Below are 19,666 nucleotides of genomic sequence, written 5' to 3'. Positions count from 1 at the left end.
TCAGTTTACTTTTTTTTGTTCAATGGATGCATTTATCTTCACAAGTTCAGGATGAGCAAGCAGAATAGATTCAATCTCTGCAAAGGAAAGATTTGTAGCATGATAATTTTCTATCAGGTGCCTGATCAAAGTAAAATCTTCCGGAGTATCCACGGTAATCCTCAACTGACTATGGTCTTCAATTTGACGGATGTGAAAAAACTTAGTTTTCCCGGATTTGTTTTTCCAGATAAAGGGAGTGACATGTTCCAAATCCGACTCCTCCCTGGCATTGTTATAAGCTTCCTCCAAAGCTTTAAAGGAAAAAATTTCGAAATCGAATCCACGAGCAAATGTCCGTTCGATGCCATTGCTAATGTATAAATCCGGATCGTTCATTTGCATGTACTGTTTTAATGATGACATGATGAGCTGAGGGTCTATGAGTGGGCAATCGGAAGTCACACGAACCACCGGATTCACGTGAAACTTTGAAGCAGCATCGTAATAACGACTAAGAACGTTAGATTCGCTGCCACGGAAATACGGAATACTATTTTTCTCTGCATATTCACAAATACAATCATCCGTCGTATTGGTGGTTGTCGCAACGATGACCCTGAATCCTGTCTTTCTAAGTCGGTCAAGATGATAGCCAAGGAGAGGCTTACCCAGAATTTCCTTAAAAACTTTCCCGGGAAGACGGGTGCTTGTCATCCTTGCCTGTGTAATGATTCCGATAGCTTCTTTACTGTCCGACAATTCCGTGGTTTATTTAGTTAAGTATGAAAGTCATGTATTTAACTTTCATTTCTTTTGTTCGGTAACTCAATCGTTCTACATCTGTTTTTTTCCAAAATCAGCTGTGAAAAAATCTCATCTTTTTGAAAAAGCGAGTATGTTTTCAATTACATAATTTTGTTGTTCATCAGTAAGTCCGGGGTACATTGGCAAACTCAGGCAGCGCGAATAATATTGTTCAGCAAAAATTAAGTCACCTTCTTTGTATCCAAGCATCTTGTAGTAAGGCATCAAATGGGCCGGGATATAATGAATTTGGGGGAAAATATTTTTACTTTTCAGGAAGTTGTACAATTCCAAACGGTTCTCCGTCTCCAGGATGTATAAATGATAAGCATGACCTTCAACCATTCCGCTTTGGCCCAGTACCCAGGCTTTTCCGTTGAATGCTGCTTCATATTTTTTTGCGATTTCTTTTCTACTGGCAAGACCTTGTTCGGCTCTCCTTAGCTGTGAAGTTCCCAATGCAGCCTGGAAATCAGTCAGACGATAATTAAATCCAAGCTCCTGCATCTCCATATACCAGGCAGGGAAATTACTCACCGATTCATTCGTGTTTCCGGAAGCCCATTGAGGATCATTCTTAAAGAACTTTGTATTGCGGGTGATACCGTGTGTACGGAGGACCATCAGTTTTTCATACAGTGCCTGATCGTTAGTGGTAATCATCCCTCCTTCTCCGCAAGCAATATGTTTCACCGGATGAAAAGAGAAAATTGCAAGCTCTGCGAATTTGCCATTCCCGCAAAACTGTTTCTCTCCTTTGCTGTCAATGAAAAATCCACCTGGAGCATGACACGCATCTTCAAGGATCCAAAGATTAAACTCATTTGCGAGGGACTTCAGTTTTTCAAGATCCACAGGTCGGCCCGAAAAATCAACAGGTATAATTCCTGCATAAGTTCCTTTAGGAGAAGCACGAAGTAACCGTTCAATGGATATGATGTCAATCAAGTAGGTTGAAGGATCAATATCAGCAAATACTACTTCTCCTCCGCAGTACCGGATACAGTTTGCAGAAGCTACAAAAGTGATTGGAGAAGTAATAACTTTTTGACCCGGCTTCACATTCAAAGCCATAGCTGAAAGGTGAAGTGCCGCTGTTCCATTTGCAACAGCAACTGCATACTTCGATCCAATATAGGTGGCGAAGGCATTCTCAAATTCAGCGATGTGCGGCCCTTGAGTTAAAAAATCAGACTTAAGGGTTTCAACGACTGCTTTGATGTCATCTTCTGTAATGGTTTGTTTGCCGTAAGGTATTGGATTCATTTTTGTATGGGTTCAAAGGATGTATCCACATGCAAATGGATGAGTTTTCTTAAATCTTCAACGGACAACCAGGAATCATTATTTCCGGATGTATAATTAAAACCAGCCGGAACTTTTTCGGATTTAAAATGGGTGAGGTAATCACGCATATTCCAGTTCGGGCTCTGCGGTAAAATCACGTAATATTTACCCATATCATAGGTAGAAAAAGAATCGGAAGAGGTAATCATCTCTTCGTGCAATTTTTCTCCTGGGCGAATTCCCACGATGTTTTGTTTACAATCCGGACCAATAGCCTCGGCAAGGTCCGTAATTTTGAAAGAAGGAATTTTAGGAACAAACAACTCACCACCCCATGCATTGTCAAGGGCATAAAAAACCATGTCCACCGCCTCGTCCAGGAGAATATTAAATCGCGTCATCGACGGGTCCGTAATGGGCAAAACTTTTTCATTGCGCTTCTTAAGAAAGAATGGAATAACAGATCCGTTCGAACCCATCACGTTTCCATAGCGAACAACGGAAAACTTAATTTTTTTTGTGCCTTTGATATTGTTGGCAGCAATAAATAATTTATCAGAAGCAAGTTTAGTGGCCCCGTACAAATTGATAGGAGCTGCTGCTTTATCTGTAGACAGAGCAACTACATTTTCCACATCTGAATCAAGACATGCTTTGATTAGGTTTTCAGCACCGATAATATTGGTTTTGATACATTCCATAGGATTGTATTCTGCAATGTGAATATGTTTCATTGCAGCGGCATGAACTACTGTGTCAATCCCCTTCAACGCCATCCGAATGCGGTCCTCATCCCGAACGTCGCCTATGAAAAAACGGACCTGTGGGTATTTCTGGTGTGGGTATTCCATTTCCATCTGGAACTGCTTTTGTTCATCGCGTGAAAATATGACCAGTCGTTTGACGTCCGGATATTTCTGAAGAACAGATTTCACAAATGCTTTTCCGAAAGAACCGGTACCACCGGTGATCAGAATGGATTTATTATTTAACATAGTTTTTTATGTTGAACTGGTATTTTTTTCCATCGTTGAACTCCCATTCATATGGGATCACCGGAGAAACCGTATCGCCGGCCAGGGTATCTGCTAATGTAGGATTCAATCCAAGTTCAGACAAGACAGAAACCACATTGAAAGACCCTATATCCTTGGTTTCTGTCAGGAGTGTTACTCCATCACCTGCACGAATTCCGGCATAAAGAGAATACTCACCCGGCAAAAGCGGGATATTCAGAAATGAACAACGCACTTTATTCTTTCCTATGGCAAATTTACTGCTCCGGAATCCGTCAATCATTCCTGACGCTGCAGTAACAGGCCCGCGACTGTTTTTGATTGCTATCCACACATAGGGCTTCTCTACTTCATGCAATGCATCCAATTCCATCTCCACACAAAGGTTTTCTCCAAAACCAAAATTATTCTGAGCTTGCCCGGTGGAGGATCTTAAAGTTACTTTGTCAATAATCACCTGCTCATGGTTTCCGCTTTTGCCGATGATAAATTCACCGGCATCTGCGACACCACCACCGAAATACATACCGGTAATGGTTTCCGTTTTTCCGGTAGCTTTGATCTGGCCTTTATCGAGAAGGATCGCACTGTTGCAAAGCGCGTTGATGGCTCCCATGTTGTGACTGACAAACAAAACCGTTCGTCCCTCAGCTTTGCTAACCTGGTTCATTTTTCCTAAACATTTTTTCTGGAATTCAGCATCCCCGACAGCAAGCACTTCGTCCACGACGAGAATTTCTGGTTCAAGATGCGCGGCAACTGCAAAAGCCAGGCGGACATACATTCCGGAGGAGTACCTCTTAACAGGAGTGTCAAGGAACTTTTCGACACCTGCAAAATCAACGATCTCGTCAAATTTTTTCCGGATCTCCTGCTTGCCCATTCCAAGAATGGATCCATTAAGGAAAATATTTTCACGGCCTGTCAATTCAGGATGAAATCCTGTTCCAACTTCAAGCAGACTGGCAACGCGGCCATTCATAGAAATCCTTCCCTTTGTCGGTTCTACAATCCTGCTAAGAATTTTTAAAAGTGTGGATTTCCCTGCGCCGTTTCGTCCTATGATTCCAACACGATCTCCCTGATTAACGTTAAAAGAAATATCCCTCAAGGCCCAGAATTCTTCTCGTGTCTGAAAAGCAGAAGGTAAAGGAGTTGTAAATACACTTTTTACTTTACGTGCAATCACATCACGGAGTGCAGTATAGGATTCCGCCCGCTGGTGACGGAGAATATAACTTTTACTGATGTCTTCGACCTTGATTATCGTCTCGCTCATAGGGCATCAGATTACGTCAGCAAATGTTCTTTCCATCTTCCTGAAGTACCAAATCCCTACAAAAAGGAACAAGACACTAACGGCGATGGAAGAAAGAAATTCCGGGACATGGAGACTTATACTGCCACCCAACATGGACCATCGAAAACCATCAATCACCCCAACCATTGGATTCAAAGCATAGAGGTATTTCAGGATTTGCGGAATGTGTTCATTTGAATATACTATGTTGCTGCTGAATCCAACAGGAGAAATGTACAATCCGAATTGAACGATAAAAGGAATAACATAGCGAAAGTCCCTGTATTTCACATTGAGTGCAGCAATAAACAAACCAAAACCCATTGCTGTGATTGTCGCAAGAAGGAGAAAGAAAGGGAATAACAAAATTCGCCAGTCTGGCACATAACTGTAAAAGGCATAAAGTCCAATGAGAATGACAAAGGAGATGAGAAAATCGATGAGGCAGACAATGACCGTACTTGCAGGTACAATTAGTCGGGGAAAGTAAACTTTTGTCAAAAGGTTTGAATTAGCTATCAATGAATTTGCTGACTCACTGAAAGCGCTTGAAAAAAATTGCCAGGGCAACATACCTACACATACCATTATCGCATAAGGTACTCCCGTTTCGGAAGGGAAGTTACCAAGCTTATTGAAAACAAGAGTGAAAACGACAATTGTCAAGAAAGGACGCAGTACACTCCAGAGCACACCAATGGCGGTTTGCTTGTAACGAACAAGAATATCCCTCCAGGCCAGGTAATAGAAAAGACCTTTGAATCGCCAAAGGTCCTTCCAATAAAATGTTTTCCGGCGGCCTGGTTCAATGATGACGTCAAATTCCCGTGAAGCCATGAGTGTTGTTTTCTATAGAATAATTCAAAGAGGAGTCCTCTGAAAGAAGCCTTCGGGCTGATTCCTCCAGGATTTTACTTTGCGTAATTCACCGCTCTTGTTTCCCTGATTACGGTCACTTTCACCTGTCCGGGATACGTCATTTCAGTCTGAATTTTATTGGCGATATCAAATGAAAGTACCTCCGCTTGTTTGTCGGTGATCTTTTCGCTCTGAACAATTACACGCAATTCACGACCAGCCTGGATCGCGAAGGTTTTCTCAACGCCGGGATATGACAAAGCGAGAGCTTCCATGTCTTTCAGACGTTTGATATAGGATTCCACTACTTCACGACGGGCACCCGGACGGGCACCGGAAATGGCGTCACACACCTGAACAATAGGAGAAATCATACTGTTCATTTCGATTTCATCGTGGTGGGCACCAATCGCGTTGCAGACTTCGGGATTTTCTTTGAATTTCTCGGCCAGTTTCATACCGAGGATTGCGTGTGGCAATTCAGGTTCGTCTTCAGGAACTTTACCAATATCGTGGAGCAAGCCGGCACGTTTGGCAAGCTTGACATTTAAGCCAAGCTCAGCAGCCATGATCGCGCAAAGGTTAGCAACTTCACGACTGTGTTGTAATAGGTTTTGTCCGTAGGAAGAACGGTATTTCATACGACCTACCATACGGATGAGTTCAGGAGCCAGACCGTGGATACCGAGATCGATGGTAGTGCGTTTACCCACTTCCACGATTTCGTCTTCAAGCTGACGTTTTACTTTGGCCACAACTTCTTCGATACGTGCAGGGTGAATACGTCCATCGCTCACCAACTGGTGCAAAGCGAGACGCGCCATTTCACGACGAACCGGATCAAAGCCGGAGAGGATAATTGTTTCAGGGGTATCATCTACGATGATTTCAACGCCGGTAGCGGCTTCAAGGGCACGGATATTTCTTCCTTCACGTCCGATAATCCGTCCTTTTACTTCGTCATTTTCGATATTGAAAACAGTCACCGCGTTTTCTACCGCATGCTCAGTAGCGACACGCTGGATAGTCTGGATGACAATGCGTTTTGACTCCTTATTGGCAGTAAGTTTTGCTTCTTCCATGATGTCTTTGATATAAGACATCGCTTCCGTTTTCGCCTCAGCTTTCAAAGCTTCGACCAATTGGGACTTGGCCTGATCAACACTTAGTCCGCTGATTTTCTCCAGCTGTTCAACCTGGCGCTGATGCAATTTTGCGACTTCCTCTTGTTTCCCTTCCAGAATCTGCAACTGATTCTTTGAGGTTGGCTTGTAAAGTCTCGTATTCCTGTTGTTTTCGGGTAGACTGTTCTAATTTTTGAGCAAGCGTTGTTTCCTTTTGTTTGATTCTTGCTTCCGCGGCATTGATGTGTTTGTCTTTCTCAACAATCGACTTTTCATGTTCTGATTTCAGCTGAAGAAATTTCTCTTTTGCCTCCAGAATTTTGTTCTTCTTGATTACCTCTGCATCCGCTTCCGCGTCCTTTACTATTGATTTTGCTTTCTGTTCGGCCAGCTGCTCTTTGGTTTTCATTGTCTTATTGAGGACATACCTCGAAATAAGAAAACCAACCACCGCCGCAACAAGTCCTTCGATGACCAGAATTATTAATGTATTACTATCCATATTGAAATGATAATTTGTTTTGTTCTCCGGCAGCCCGGAGTACGTTGAATAATCAAGGGTAAGATTTGAATGCCTGTAAGCCCCTTTTCACTAACAGACAATAAAAAACCCGCACTAATTCCAGGACTTAGATAAACCCCTGAAGTCATGGGTGGAGCTGCCTGGCTTTTCTGGTTTCTGCTGTTCCAAAGGAATCCCACTTACGTGGGTTGCAGCCTGCCATAGGTGCCATTGAGCGTTAATGCTCCAATGGTTGAAATGTTGAGTTTATTTAAGTGAACCGGAACTAATGCGGGATATCCCGAAATAGTGTGAAACCCGGATTCTTTTTAAAGAATCGGGAGTTTCAAATTTTTCTTCAAAGAACGTTAGCCTTTACTGGGAATGATCTTCTTTGGCGAGATACTCGTCGATCAGCAGGGTCAGGTATTGAATATTTTCCTGGACTTCTTTTTGTTCGTCCTTATTTTCCTGTTTATGCTGACCCAAAGATTCACTTGCAAACTGCAGTGCGCACATGGCGAGGAGATCCTGTTTATCCTTGACGGCATAATTTTCCTCGAAATCCTTGATGCGTTTATTGATATTCTCAGCTGCACTCATAACACGGTCATGCTCTTCCCGGGTTATGCGCAGAGGGTAAGTGCGGTTGGCAATAGAAACTTTTATGGATAGATATTCTCCCATAAAGGGTGATTCACTTATTTATGTACATCCATCAGGGAAATATTTTTATCTATTTCTCCGATGATATCGTTAATTCTACGTTTAATCTGGGCAATGTTCTGTTTTGTAGAAGTACTTTCTACTTCTTTGAGATTTCTGTACCCTTCTTCCAAACGACCGGCTTTGGCTTTTTGGTCTTCCAGTTCCAACAATAGCCTGCGATTGTCTGCCAACAACTCCAAATTTTGATTTTTGAGCTGCTCATGCAAAAGTATCATTTTTTGAATCCTGTTTTCGAGGGTCGTAAAATTAGTTTTGAGTTCGGCTTGCTCCTGCATGAGGTTCGCTTTTATTGTGAGTAATATAAGGCACAAATAACCGAAAAATATCTGAATAATCACATAAATTATTAACAGGCAGTGTTCACAATATCAGGGGGATGTATTAGGGGATGAAAAGTGAAATAGAGGAAGATGTCAGTTATGAATTGAGAATTATGAATTTTGAATGGGGCAACCAGATACGTAGGGCAAAATCTTCAATCAGCAATCCTAAATTAGCAATCCTAAATCAGCAATCCTAAATCAGCAATCCTAAATTGCCTCCCACCCGCCTTTCGTCCCCCGTCCCCTGTCCCACGACACCTCTATTTAACATAATAATTACTATTTAAGAAAAACGCAGATTTCTGCGAAAAAGCGTTTCTTTGTGATATGAATAAAAAGAGCATAACACTTCTTTTAGGGATTCTGTTGTTCTGCGGAAAGCTGCAGGCTCAGGAATACCCACAGAATTACTTTAACTCTCCGCTGGATACACCTCTGGTTCTGGTAGCAACTTTTGGAGAAATCAGACCCGACCACTTCCACTCCGGTCTGGATCTGGGTACTCAGGAAATGGAAGGAGTCCCGGTAATGGCCTCGGCCGATGGATATATCTCAAGGATAAAAGTCTCTCCTGACGGCTTTGGGAAAGCGCTCTACATCACTCATCCTAATGGATATGTAACTGTATATGGTCATTTGCAAAAATTCACGCAAGCAGTGAATGAACTGGTTCGGAAAACACAATATGAAGAGCAAAAATTCGCATTAGAGATCCAACCTAAGTCGAAAGATTTCCGGGTTAAAAAAGGTGAAGTGATTGCATACTCAGGCAGTACCGGAAGTGCAGAAGGTCCGCATTTGCATTTTGAAATCCGCGATGCTGAATCGGAAGAGCCTATTAACCCGCTTCTGTTTGGAATCCCGATTCATGACAATACACCTCCGGAAATTAAATATGTACGTTTCTTCCCTACCCCTGAAGCCGGAATCGTTAACCGAACGGATACGGCGGAAACATTCGAAGTTCAGGTAGTTGATGGAGTAAATATTCTCAATACTCCGGATTTTGTACAGGCTTTTGGAATGGTCAGTATTGGATTTGCTTCAGTGGATCATCAGGAATATTCTTCAGCAAATCTTGGGATCTACTCAGGTGAGCTATACATTGATGGAAATCTCATTTACCAGTGGCGTATGGATCGTTTTAGTTTTGACGATACACGTTATGTCAATGCCCACATTGACTATCTGAGCTACAGACGCGACAATGTTCCGATTGAAAGATGTTTCCGCTTGCCGGGAAATCAGTTACATATCTATGGTGATTCAACCCAGATCGGTTATCAAAACTGGACAGAAGATGCTCCACATGATATAAAAATTGTCGCAAAGGATTTCAGTGGTAATTCATCGGTGCTTGAATTTCAGGTGATCTCCTACTCTTCCATGTTTGACAGACCCTATCAACCAAGGACTCCCGGAGGTATCCTGGTGACCAATGCAAAAGGAATTGCAATACATAAAAATGATCTGGATGTCGTCATTCCATCAGGAGCTGTTTACGATGATTTTTATTTTTCCGACTCCCAAAGAAAGAGCAACAATTATCTTTCCCAGGTATACACTGTCGGAGATCCTTATGTAGCTTTACAAGTACCTGTCACCATCGGTATCAAACCCAACGCCGGCATTTCTGATAGCTTGAAAGGCAAAACTATCATCGTGAGCATATTGAATGATGGTACATATTCCGCCCTACCAAGTTTATGGAACGGATCGTTCCTGACAGGAAAAACAAGAAACTTTGGTGAGTTCGCGATCGTTCAGGATACTACACCTCCGGTTCTTGTGAAAGAATATGTCCCGGCTGATTTGAATTCAAGTCGGGGTGCTGTGATTCAGGTAAAGGTTGCTGATGACTTGTCAGGGATAAAATCTTATGACGGAACTTTAGATGGCAAGTGGTTTTGTATGAATACAATTCTAAAAACCATCTCTTGCAAGCTGATTTATCCGCGATCGAAACCAACAAAGAGCACACCGCACGCATAATTGTGACGGATAATTGTGGTAATATTACCACCTGGGAGTACAAATTCTGGTTCTAAAGCACCTTTTTTTGCACTCAATGAGCTCCATTTCAGGCAATAAAATAATATTCTGCGAAAACAGCATTATTTTTTGCAGGAAAAAAGCATCTTTCTATCTTTGCCGCCCTGCCAACAGGTGAGGTGCCTGAGAGGCCGAAAGGAACAGTTTGCTAAACTGTCGTACGGGAAACCGTACCGTGGGTTCGAATCCCACCCTCACCGCCACCAGGCCTTGAGATTGTGGATTGAAGAATTTAGATTGTAGATTGTCGTTCTTGCAAAATAAGTTATTAGGTTATTCAGTTATTAATTTGGTGTTATCAGCATTTTGAAAAACAACATCAAAAAACCATTAACTAAGAACTAATAACCAAAAACTAAAATTTCGGGGTGTAGCGTAGCCCGGTATCGCGCATGGTTTGGGACCATGAGGTCGTAGGTTCGAATCCTGCCACCCCGACGAAATGAGTAAAACATAAAGAGTGAAGGGTGAATAGTGAAATTCTCACTATACGTTCTTCACTTTTTAGCATAGTACCGGTCCCGTAGCTCAATTGGATAGAGCAACTGCCTTCTAAGCAGTAGGTTATGAGTTCGATCCTCGTCGGGATCACACCTTTTTTTAAGTGGTTAGTTTTTAGTGCTTAGTGGTTAGGACGGAATGTCAAGATTGACACTGGCTGCCTTTTTTTTCTATTCACCTTTCATTACTCAATTTCACTTTATAGAGCATCCCGGTTTTTTAACCGGGAAGGTTATGAGTTCGATCCTCGTCGGGATCACACCTTTTTTTAAGTGGTTAGTTTTTAGTGCTTAGTGGTTAGTATGCGATGTCAAGATTGCGAATTGCTTCTTTTGACTTTTGATTTTTGACTTTTGACTTTAAATTTTTGTTTTTTGACTTCTACCTTCTACTCTTCTCCATTTACTTCTCACACAGTGGTTAGTATACGATGTCAAGATTGCGAGTTGCTTCTTTTGACTTTTGATTTTTGACTTATAACTTCAACTATTCACTCTTCACATAAATTAGTGCTTAGTCCGGGATGTCAAGATCAACCTTGGCTACCATTTTTCTGGAGTCTCAACTACAGCTCATTCCTCACCATTTTCATTTCAAGTGATGGAATACTTTGTATCCGGCAAAAATCTCCCAATGTCAACACATTGAACTTCGAACCTCGAATTTGGAACTTGGTTACATTGATAAAAATGCAATTGTTAAACAAAGTTATCGCAAACCATGTTTACAGATGAAAAACTACTTTTGCAAAAAATATAAAACCATGAAAAAGTATTTCCTCCTTATTACTATCGCTTGTCTGTCAGGATTCTCATCCATAGCACAGGAATTTAAAATTATCACTATCGTTGAATCCATCGTTCCGGGTGGTGCCGGTCGGTCACGAATTATTGAAAATCAGGGGAACGTGAATATTGATGCCATTACCACCGAAAGGGATGGCAATAAAAGCAAAGCGGATAAAGTAGATCGTGGAGATCTGAAAGGCGCGGGAGACAATTTAAAAGAAACCAAACTACTTAATTTCTATTCTCTCGTCGGAATTAATTTCGGTAATATCGCTTCCAACGACGCGATCATCGGTGCGAAAATCAATGAAATGGTAAAAAATGGCTGGAAGGTTGCTTATGTAACCAGCGGTGTAGAATCTGATGCCGGAAAAGATGATGGAAACGGGATCTTTATCACCCGCATCTTTTTACAAAGTAAAATCCATACCGGTAATTACTCTGTCCGGAGTAATTACCGGTTATTCAATCTTTTCATCCATAGCATCGAACTTCTCTTCAGTATAAGCTCCTGAAGTTCGGTATACTATTGACCCTGATTTGTCAAGAACAAAAAAGTAGGGAACCCGATCATTGCTCATCCCCAGCTGCTTTACAACATCAGACAAATCATTTTCGCAAAATAATATATGAGGCCACAGATCCTGTTGGGCGTTCTCTCTGAATTTTTGTTTCAAACTTGATTTCATCGCGGCATTGGCTCCTTTGAAAACAGGAATAAAATAAATGTTGACATCATATGCCGCATCCATGATGCCGGTCTTCGCGATGTAGTGATTGTAAATCGGTTCAAGCCATGTTTCAAGGTCAGCCTGGGACTTCCCGGAAGCTGCAAAACACAAGACCGTATATTTCCCCATCAGCTCCGAGGGAATGTTCACATTTTTATTTTCCGCTGTCGCACCATTGAAAGATGGGATGGTCTGTGCTGATATAATCTGCGCAGACTGCAGTAAAAATAAAAACACAATTAGAACTCCTTTTGAATAGCGCATATTGAATAAACGTTGACTACTAAAATATATTTTGACCGTGTCTAACCGGTTTTGGGATGCAATTCACTGTATTGTAAATTACAAAAGAATACATGAACTTTACCATTCTCTTATTTCATAACCGGATGAATCCAAAGTTCCTGTTCACAATCAGCTTCTGCCTTGCAATACTTTCCTGCAAAGATAAAGGGAAAACGGATGGCTCATTTTCCGCCAACCTTAGTCCCGTTATCCGCATCGACGATGCAAAGAATTTTGACCCATCCTGGTCAAAGGAAAATACCCTGGTTTTTCATACCACGAGCGAACCTGACAATCTTCATCCCACCAACGGGAACTCTCTGCCGAGAGCGGAAATACTCTATTATACACAAGAACCCCTGATCCGTGTGGATTTTGAAAATCAGTCGCTCATCCCCTGCCTGATCAAATCTCTTCCTGAAGTGAGCGCGGATGGACTTAGTTACACTTATACACTTCGTGATGGAGTGATTTGGGACAATGGAGACTCTCTATCGACCGATGACATTGAATTCACAGCAAAGGCATCGCGCTGCATGCTTACCAATAACCCGGCCACAAAATTATACTGGCAAAATATCAAGTCAATTCAAATTGACAATGATGATCAACATCGTTTTGTCCTGCTGATGAAAGGAAAATCGATTCAGAACATTCCGTTTCTCACCAGTTTCTCCATTTTGCAACGCGCTTTTCTTGATCCGGAAAATATTCTTTCTCATTATTCATTCGAACAACTGGATGATACTTCCTTTCATGCTGATCAGCATCCTGATCTTGTAAAATGGGCGGAAGAATTCAACAATGATAAATACGGAAGAGACCCTCAATTCATGAACGGACTAGGGCCTTACAAAGTGCAAAGCTGGGAACCGGGTCAATCCATTACGCTGGTGAAGAAAGCAAAATTTTGGGGTGAAGGACAGAAAGAATATTTCTGCTCTGCAGGTCCGGAAAAAATTATTTACAAACTAAATAAAGACGAAAATTCAACACAGCTTGAATTCAAATCCCAGACCTTCGACGCTTCAACTAATTTCTCAACCACTTCTCTCCTCGCCTTGCAGAGTGATGAAAATTTTCGGAAGAATTACAATTACGCACTGACCCTTACTTACAATTATACATACATCGGATTTAATCAAAAGGCGAGGTCGGCGAACAGAGAAGATATTTTTGGTGACCCGAAAACACGCAGAGCACTTGCATTGATGACGCCTGTGGAGTCGTTGATCAAACTCGTGTACAAAGATTATGCTTCCGATTGTAAACGGATGGTCACAAATGTTTCTCCTCTGAAAAAGGAGTTTAACTCAACACTGCAACCCTTACCGTACGATCCTGAATCAGGCAAAAAATTACTTTCAGAAGCCGGATGGAGTGATTCGGATAAAGATGGCATTCTTGATAAAACCCAGAATGGAAAAAAAGTAAATTTTTCTGTTGATCTGATGTATCTGAATACAACGTCAGACTGGAAAGACATGGCAACACTCGTTTCTCAGGAATTGGGTAAAGCCGGAATTCAGGTTCAGGCAACTGCTGTGGATCTCAAGTTGTTCAATGAACGTGCAAGAGCCCACGATTACGATATGATGTTAGGCAGCTGGGGAGCAACCTCACTCCCGGAAGATTATACGCAAATCTGGCACACATCCTCCTGGCTAAATCACGGATCTAATTATACAGGATTCGGTACGGCAAATTCTGATGCCCTGATCGATTCAATCAAAACAGAACTTGATCCGGATAAAAGAATCAAAATGATTCAGCAATTACAAAAAGAAATCTACGACGATCAGCCTTGTGTTTTTCTTTTCTGCAGTTTAAGAAGAGTTGTTGTACACAAACGTTTTGGAAATCTTGCACTCTTCGCGGAGCGTCCGGGAATATTGCTCAATACATTGAAATTGTTGTCAGCAGGTTCAGGAGTTGCTGCTTCAGAAAATCCTGCTATCCAATAATTCAGGCACTATTTCGTTTTAAATTAAAACATTTTTTTACCTTACAAGTGTTCAAAAGGACTTTAAAAAAACTATTGATAAAAGCGTAAAAAGCCTCAAAAAACTCAAATTTCTTAACAAATTTTAACCTCATCGTTCATCTGGCTTTCACCCTTTTTTTGATATTATTGCGTTCCGATTGAAGCTGAAACTTTTGAAAATGGCTTCCTGATTATTATAAATCACCTGTTTAATACACTCCGGTTAGGAGGCTTTTTGAGGCTCCCCGGCTGTCGTTTGAGTGTATGACAAAATGTTAAAATGAATATGGACATTAAAGAAATCAACGAACGAATTCAACGTGAATCAGCATTCGTAGACTTGCTGCTGATGGAATTAGGAAAAGTGATTGTTGGTCAGAAATACATGACCGAGCGATTGCTGATCGGACTTCTGGCCAATGGCCATGTTTTACTTGAAGGTGTTCCCGGACTGGCAAAAACACTTGCCATCAAATCTTTGGCGCAGGCCATTCAGGCTAAGTTCAGCAGGATTCAGTTCACTCCTGATCTTTTGCCTGCCGATTTAATCGGTACAATGATTTATAATCAGAAACAGGAATCCTTCACTGTCAGAAAAGGTCCAATCTTCGCGAACTTCATCCTTGCCGATGAGATCAACCGGGCTCCCGCGAAAGTTCAGAGTGCATTGCTCGAAGCCATGCAGGAACGCCAGGTGACTATCGGAGATACTACTTTCAAACTGGATGAACCATTTTTGGTACTTGCAACACAGAACCCTATAGAACAGGAAGGAACTTACCCTCTTCCGGAAGCGCAAGTAGATCGTTTCATGCTGAAGATTGTCATCGGATATCCTACCAAGGAAGACGAGAAACTAATCATCCGTCAGAATATTGGAAATTCATTCCCTGCAACAAGTGCTATCATTCGCCCTGAATCCATTTTACAGGCACGTCAAATGGTACGCGATGTATATATGGATGAGAAGATCGAAAAATACATTGTAGATATCGTCTTCGCTTCAAGAAATCCAAAAGACTATAACCTCGGAAAACTTCAACAGCTGATCAGTTATGGTGGTTCTCCGCGTGCCAGTATCAACCTGGCCCTCGCTTCAAAAGCCTATGCTTTCATCAAACGCCGCGGCTATGTAATTCCGGAAGATGTCCGCGCTGTTTGTCATGATGTGATGCGTCACCGTATCGGTCTTACTTACGAAGCCGAAGCCGAGAATGTAAGCGCTGAGCAAATCATTAATGAAATTCTGAACGTAGTAGAAGTACCTTAATCGTTATCCTTTTTCTGATTTATTTTTTTTCATCAGGATTTACATTATGGAAACAAACGAGCTGCTTCAAAAAGTACGTAAGATCGAAATCAAGACCCGGGGGCTTTCATCGCATATTTTTTCCGGTGAATACCACAGCGCGTTCAAAGGGCGAGGAATGGCCTTTAGCGAAGTGCGTGAATACAATCCGGGCGATGATATTCGAGCCATTGACTGGAACGTTACGGCGCGTTTTGGTCATCCTTATGTGAAAATATTCGAAGAAGAAAGGGAACTCACCGTCATGTTGCTGGTAGACGTGAGTGGTTCCGGAGAATTTGGAACAAAACATCAGTTCAAAAAAGATCTGGTAACGGAATTGTGCGCGGTACTCTCCTTCTCCGCGATTCAAAACAACGATAAAATCGGGATCATCTTTTTTAGTGACACCATTGAAAAATTTATCCCGCCCAAAAAAGGAAAAACACACATATTACGTATCATCCGGGAGTTGATTGAGTTTCATCCAAAAAATTCCAAAACAAATATCTCGGAAGGATTGAGATATCTTACTAATGTAATCAAGAAACGCAGCATTTGTTTTGTCATTTCAGATTTCATTGACCAATCCTTTGAAGATGCGTTGAAACTTTCCAACAAGAAACACGATGTTGTGGCTCTTCGCATCTATGATGAGAGGGAAAAAGAAATGCCTGATGTTGGTATGGTGAATCTGTTGGATGCGGAAACCGGAAGAAGAATGACTGTAGATACCAGTAGCACCGAATTCCGGATCGGATACAAACGAATGTGGGAAAAAAGAGAACGGGATCTCGCCGAATGCTTCGCCCGCAGCGGAGTTGACTCAGCGAAAATCAGAACTGATGAATCCTATGTTCAACCCCTGATGAAATTATTTAAGAAAAGAGGAAAAAAATAAAAAAATACCGAAGATCCATTGCTTCTTTATTCAAATGGTTCGCCTTCGTATGATTATAAAAACTAAATATCATTCACACTTCCCTTCCTTCACAAATAAACCGGTGAATCGCATCGCTGTTTACGCTGTGACTATGGTATTTATTGTTCTTTTCCTGATCCCACCTGCTTCAGGAGCCATCGCACCGGAAAATGTTCATGTACTTGCCAAGATTGATACTACTCAAATCCGGATTGGTGAACAAATAAAACTCAGCCTCACAGCATCCGCTCCTCCCGGTGTGAAATTGAATTTCCCGGTAATACCGGATACGCTGCGCGGACTTGAATTTGTAAAACGATCTTCCATTGACACGACAAAATCGGAAGATGGAAAAGAAATCATTTATACTCAAACAGCAAATGTGACCGCCTTTGATTCCGGTTTTTATGTTGTGGAGCCTTTTCATTTTCTTTTACTGAATGACGATAAACCGGCAGATACTCTTTCCACTGAGGCTTTATTAATTTCTGTTCGTACTATTCCTGTTGACACTACCAGGGAAATCAAAGACATCAAGGCAACGATGGATGTACCCATTTCCTGGAAAGAGATCCTGGTGTATGTGGTTGCAGGATTAATACTCATCGTTCTGGCTTTCCTGATTTATCGTGAAATTCGAAGAAGAAAAAATATTCCGAAACCCGAACCAAAAATATTCACGCCTGCAATTCCTCCTCATACACTTGCACTGGAAGCCTTGAAAAAAACTGCTGAGGAAAAATTGTGGCAGCAAGGGAACTACAAACAATATCACAGCGAGATTTCTGACATCCTCCGGGTTTACATTGAAGGTCAGTTTGGTATTAACGCAATGGAATTGACAACTGATGAAATCATGTCAAGATTCCGTGGTAACATGTTGCATGCGGAAGCAAAACAGAAATTACTGATGATCCTGCAGCTTGCGGATATGGTCAAATTCGCGAAAGTTATCCCGGTAGGTCATGAAAATGAGCAATCCATGACGGATGCAGTTCAATTCGTGCTGTTGACCAAGCCCGTGGAAGCAAAAGATTTTACTGAACAGGAGGTGAAATCATGATGAGTAATATCAAATTTGCTCAACCGGAATTTTTCTGGCTCCTGCTGATCATACCTCTGATGATCGGTGTTTTTATCTATTACAATCAAAAAAAATCCGCGCAGCTAAAATTTTCTTCTTTCGAAGGCCTGAAAGGATACAGACCCAGTTTGCGTCAACGAATTCGTTTCGCTCCTTTTGTACTCAGGATGCTGGCGATTGCCGCTATGATAGTCGCATTGGCTCGTCCACAATCCAGTTCCAGCGGACAGAACATTACCTCCGATGGAATTGACATCATGATGGCTTTGGATATCTCTACAAGTATGCTTGCTGAAGATCTTCGCCCCAACCGTATAGAAGCCGCAAAGAAGGTCGCACAGGATTTTATCGATTCAAGACCCAATGACCGGATCGGACTCGTTGTTTTCGGTGGAGAAAGTTTTACCCAGTGTCCATTGACTACTGATCATTCCGTTCTCAAAAATTTATTTTCAGGAATTCAATCCGGTATGCTTGCGGATGGAACAGCGATTGGCGAAGGACTGGCCACAGCAGTGAACCGTATCCGGAGCAGCAAAGCAAAAAGCAAAGTGATCATTTTGCTTACGGATGGTGTGAACAATATTGGTGCAATTGCTCCTGTAACCGCTGGTGAAATCGCCAAGACATTTGGAATACGAGTTTATACTATCGGCGTAGGAACACAAGGTTTTGCAAGGTATCCATTGCCCGGACCATTTGGAATTCAATACACCAATATGGAAGTGAAAATTGACGAACCAGTACTGAAACAAATTGCGGCTGAAACCGGAGGAAAATATTTCCGGGCAACGAACACTAAACAGTTGAATGAAATTTATACAGACATTGACAAGCTCGAAAAATCAAAGATTGATGTTCTGGAATTTCGTCATAAATCGGAAGAATTTTACCCGCTTGCCTTCTTTGCATTGTTACTTCTTGGTCTGGATGCATTGCTTCGTTTCACAATTCTGAGATCACTACCCTGATATGATTCGTTTTGGACACCCTGAATATCTGTACGCGCTGGTCATCCTTCCTTTGATCCTGCTACTCTTTCTATGGATGGCAGCCTGGAAACGACGTGCTTTCAGAAAATTCGGCGAACAGGCTTTAGTAAATGAATTGAGTGGCAATACCTCCAAAGCAAAACCACTGGTAAAACTCATACTCTTCCTCATGGGTCTTGCCATGCTGATCGTTGCCTGGGCGAATCCACAAATGGGTACAAGGCTGGAAGAAGTAAAACGAGAAGGTGTCGACATCATCATTGCACTGGATGTCTCTAACAGTATGCGTGCGGAAGACATCAAACCAAATCGTCTCGAAAGAGCAAAACAAGCCATCAGTCGGTTGATTGATAAACTGGAAAATGACCGCATTGGTTTGATTGTATTTGCAGGCAGGGCCTATGTCCAATTGCCGATTACAACGGATTTCGCCGCTGCCAAATTATTCCTGAATACAATTGAAACCGACATGATCCCAACCCAGGGAACATCCATTGGATCTGCCATTGAACTTGCTCAACAATCTTTTGTCGGTGATGATAAAAAGCACAAAGCCCTGATCATTATTACTGACGGAGAAAATCATGAAGATGATCCGGAAGCCGCCGCTAAAAAAGCGGCTGAAGAAGGAATTACTATCCATACAATCGGTTTCGGTTCACCCGATGGCGCGCCAATTCCGGTTTACAACAACGGAGTCCAGGTCGATTTCTTCAAAGATCATGACGGCAATACAGTTTTGACCAAATTGGATGAAATTACGCTCGAAAAGATAGCATCCGAAGGAAAAGGAAGTTATGTGAGAGCGACCAATGGAAATGACGGATTGGAAACGATCATGAGCCAGGTTGGGAAAATGGAAAAGAAATCTTTTGGAACAAAACAATTTACTGATTATGAAGATCGTTTTCAATACTTCCTGGGAGCGGGAATTCTCTTCTTCTTGCTGGAAATCCTGGTGAGTTCAGTCAAAAGCCGATGGATCCAGCGCCTCAATCTTTTTGGTGAGGAAAAGAAAAAAAAAGAAAATCTGAAAAAAGGGATATGAAAAAACTCAAATTCATTTCTGGTTCAGAAGGTCATTCACTTGTCAAAGGTGGATTATTCATTCTAT

Annotated in this window: 15 protein-coding genes, 3 tRNA genes and 2 pseudogenes; 11 read left to right on the top strand and 9 right to left on the bottom strand. The window is 41.8% G+C overall.

Annotation, left to right across the window (positions count from 1 at the left end):
* The 8 genes and pseudogenes from IPP86_12435 to IPP86_12400 all read right to left on the bottom strand — a co-directional run bounded on the left by IPP86_12435 (position 1) and on the right by IPP86_12400 (position 7,877).
* Positions 1-696, bottom strand: a complete 696-nt coding sequence (locus tag IPP86_12435; GenBank protein MBL0139313.1) for a glycosyltransferase family protein — start codon at positions 694-696, stop codon at positions 1-3.
* Between the two features lie 159 nt (positions 697-855).
* Positions 856-2,052, bottom strand: a complete 1,197-nt coding sequence (pseC, locus tag IPP86_12430; protein MBL0139312.1) for a UDP-4-amino-4,6-dideoxy-N-acetyl-beta-L-altrosamine transaminase — start codon at positions 2,050-2,052, stop codon at positions 856-858.
* The gene (pseB, locus tag IPP86_12425; protein ID MBL0139311.1) at positions 2,049-3,068 is read right to left on the bottom strand and encodes a UDP-N-acetylglucosamine 4,6-dehydratase (inverting); all 1,020 of its coding nucleotides are present in this window, start codon (positions 3,066-3,068) and stop codon (positions 2,049-2,051) included. Before pseB ends, pseC begins: the two co-directional genes overlap by 4 nt.
* The gene (locus IPP86_12420) at positions 3,058-4,368 is read right to left on the bottom strand and encodes an ABC transporter ATP-binding protein (protein MBL0139310.1); all 1,311 of its coding nucleotides are present in this window, start codon (positions 4,366-4,368) and stop codon (positions 3,058-3,060) included. Before IPP86_12420 ends, pseB begins: the two co-directional genes overlap by 11 nt.
* 6 nt (positions 4,369-4,374) lie before the next feature.
* Positions 4,375-5,226 carry an ABC transporter permease gene (locus tag IPP86_12415; GenBank protein ID MBL0139309.1) on the bottom strand — a complete coding sequence of 284 codons (852 nt, stop codon included), beginning with the start codon at positions 5,224-5,226 and terminating at the stop codon, positions 4,375-4,377.
* A gap of 74 nt (positions 5,227-5,300) precedes the next feature.
* Positions 5,301-6,873 (bottom strand): annotated as a pseudogene (gene rny, locus IPP86_12410) (ribonuclease Y).
* A 375-nt stretch (positions 6,874-7,248) separates the two neighbouring features.
* Positions 7,249-7,560: a cell division protein ZapA gene (locus IPP86_12405; GenBank protein ID MBL0139308.1), complete on the bottom strand. Its 312-nt coding sequence runs from the start codon at positions 7,558-7,560 to the stop codon at positions 7,249-7,251.
* 14 nt (positions 7,561-7,574) lie between these two features.
* Complete coding sequence (locus tag IPP86_12400; GenBank protein ID MBL0139307.1) at positions 7,575-7,877, bottom strand: hypothetical protein; 303 nt, start codon at positions 7,875-7,877, stop codon at positions 7,575-7,577.
* A 375-nt stretch (positions 7,878-8,252) separates the two neighbouring features.
* On the opposite strand from IPP86_12400, the gene IPP86_12395 reads away from it, so the two are divergent.
* The 5 genes and pseudogenes from IPP86_12395 (at position 8,253) to IPP86_12375 (ending at position 11,670) form a co-directional block, all read left to right on the top strand.
* Complete coding sequence (locus IPP86_12395; protein MBL0139306.1) at positions 8,253-9,917, top strand: M23 family metallopeptidase; 1,665 nt, start codon at positions 8,253-8,255, stop codon at positions 9,915-9,917.
* Between the two features lie 173 nt (positions 9,918-10,090).
* Positions 10,091-10,180: transfer RNA gene (locus tag IPP86_12390), tRNA-Ser, on the top strand.
* A 161-nt stretch (positions 10,181-10,341) separates the two neighbouring features.
* Positions 10,342-10,415 (top strand) — tRNA-Pro (locus IPP86_12385).
* Between the two features lie 79 nt (positions 10,416-10,494).
* Positions 10,495-10,568: transfer RNA gene (locus IPP86_12380), tRNA-Arg, on the top strand.
* Positions 10,569-11,241: 673 nt separating this feature from the next.
* Positions 11,242-11,670 (top strand): annotated as a pseudogene (locus IPP86_12375) (hypothetical protein).
* Positions 11,671-11,727: 57 nt separating this feature from the next.
* On the opposite strand, the gene IPP86_12370 reads toward IPP86_12375, so the two are convergent.
* Positions 11,728-12,261 (bottom strand): hypothetical protein, encoded by a 534-nt coding sequence (locus IPP86_12370; protein MBL0139305.1) that lies wholly within the window; start codon positions 12,259-12,261, stop codon positions 11,728-11,730.
* Between the two features lie 92 nt (positions 12,262-12,353).
* Here IPP86_12370 and IPP86_12365 point away from each other — a divergent pair, with 92 nt between their 5' ends.
* The 6 genes from IPP86_12365 to IPP86_12340 all read left to right on the top strand — a co-directional run bounded on the left by IPP86_12365 (position 12,354) and on the right by IPP86_12340 (position 19,600).
* A complete protein-coding gene (locus tag IPP86_12365; GenBank protein MBL0139304.1) occupies positions 12,354-14,246 on the top strand; it encodes a hypothetical protein in 1,893 nt (630 codons plus the stop codon).
* 300 nt (positions 14,247-14,546) lie between these two features.
* On the top strand, positions 14,547-15,536 hold the full coding sequence (locus IPP86_12360) for a MoxR family ATPase (protein ID MBL0139303.1): 990 nt from the start codon (positions 14,547-14,549) through the stop codon (positions 15,534-15,536).
* Between the two features lie 46 nt (positions 15,537-15,582).
* Complete coding sequence (locus IPP86_12355; protein ID MBL0139302.1) at positions 15,583-16,455, top strand: DUF58 domain-containing protein; 873 nt, start codon at positions 15,583-15,585, stop codon at positions 16,453-16,455.
* A gap of 49 nt (positions 16,456-16,504) precedes the next feature.
* Positions 16,505-17,539, top strand: coding sequence for a hypothetical protein (locus IPP86_12350; GenBank protein ID MBL0139301.1), 1,035 nt, complete (start codon positions 16,505-16,507; stop codon positions 17,537-17,539).
* An 8-nt stretch (positions 17,540-17,547) separates the two neighbouring features.
* Complete coding sequence (locus tag IPP86_12345) at positions 17,548-18,531, top strand: VWA domain-containing protein (GenBank protein ID MBL0139300.1); 984 nt, start codon at positions 17,548-17,550, stop codon at positions 18,529-18,531.
* Position 18,532: 1 nt separating this feature from the next.
* Positions 18,533-19,600, top strand: coding sequence for a VWA domain-containing protein (locus IPP86_12340; GenBank protein MBL0139299.1), 1,068 nt, complete (start codon positions 18,533-18,535; stop codon positions 19,598-19,600).
* Positions 19,601-19,666: the final 66 nt, after the last annotated feature.

The sequence above is a fragment of the Bacteroidota bacterium genome (assembly GCA_016720935.1).
Taxonomy (GTDB): Bacteria; Bacteroidota; Bacteroidia; order AKYH767-A; family 2013-40CM-41-45; genus JADKJP01.
Note: the sequence above shows the minus strand (reverse complement) of the source record. Positions and strands in the feature narration are given on the sequence as shown.